Source organism: Burkholderia sp. A2 (assembly GCF_001729305.1).
Taxonomy (GTDB): domain Bacteria; phylum Pseudomonadota; class Gammaproteobacteria; order Burkholderiales; family Burkholderiaceae; genus Burkholderia; species Burkholderia sola.
The window spans coordinates 2,417-2,908 of sequence record NZ_LZXX01000008.1; the positions used below are offsets into that span (position 1 = coordinate 2,417).

The 492-nt window shown below is 69.7% G+C and carries 1 protein-coding gene; it reads right to left on the minus strand.

What is annotated here, in order from left to right:
* Nucleotides 1–492: cytochrome c (locus tag A9Z05_RS01470; protein WP_141723318.1), on the minus strand; the 492-nt coding region annotated here is incomplete at both ends.

The following is a 492-nucleotide window of genomic DNA, read 5'->3' on the forward strand; positions in this document are numbered from 1 at the left end:
CCCCACGTCGCGCGCAGGTAGTTCGCGAGCTGCGCGAGTTCGTCGTCGCTCAGCGTTTTCGCGAAACCCGGCATCGGCTGCAGGTTGTCGAAGCCGGCGAACTTCTGCTCGTCGATGCCGTCGAGCATCGCGACCAGCAGGTTGCGCGAGTCGGGCTGACGCACCGTCGAATTGCCGTTCATCGGCACCGCCACGTGCGGCTTGCCTTCGCCGTCGAAGCCGTGACAGCCGGCGCACACCGCGAGATACACCGAGCGGCCGGCCGCCAGCTGCGCGGCATCGGCCGACACCGGCTTCACCGGTTGCGGCGCGGGCGGCGTATCGCCGAGCAGGTACGTCGACAGGCCGCGCAGGTCGTCCTTGGTCAGGTACTGCGTGCTCAGGTGTACGACCGGATACATCTCGCCGAACGCCGAGCCTTGCGGCGCGATGCCGACGCCGAAGAACGTCTGCAGGTCGCTCCCCGTCCAGCCGCGCGCGGCGAGGCCGGCC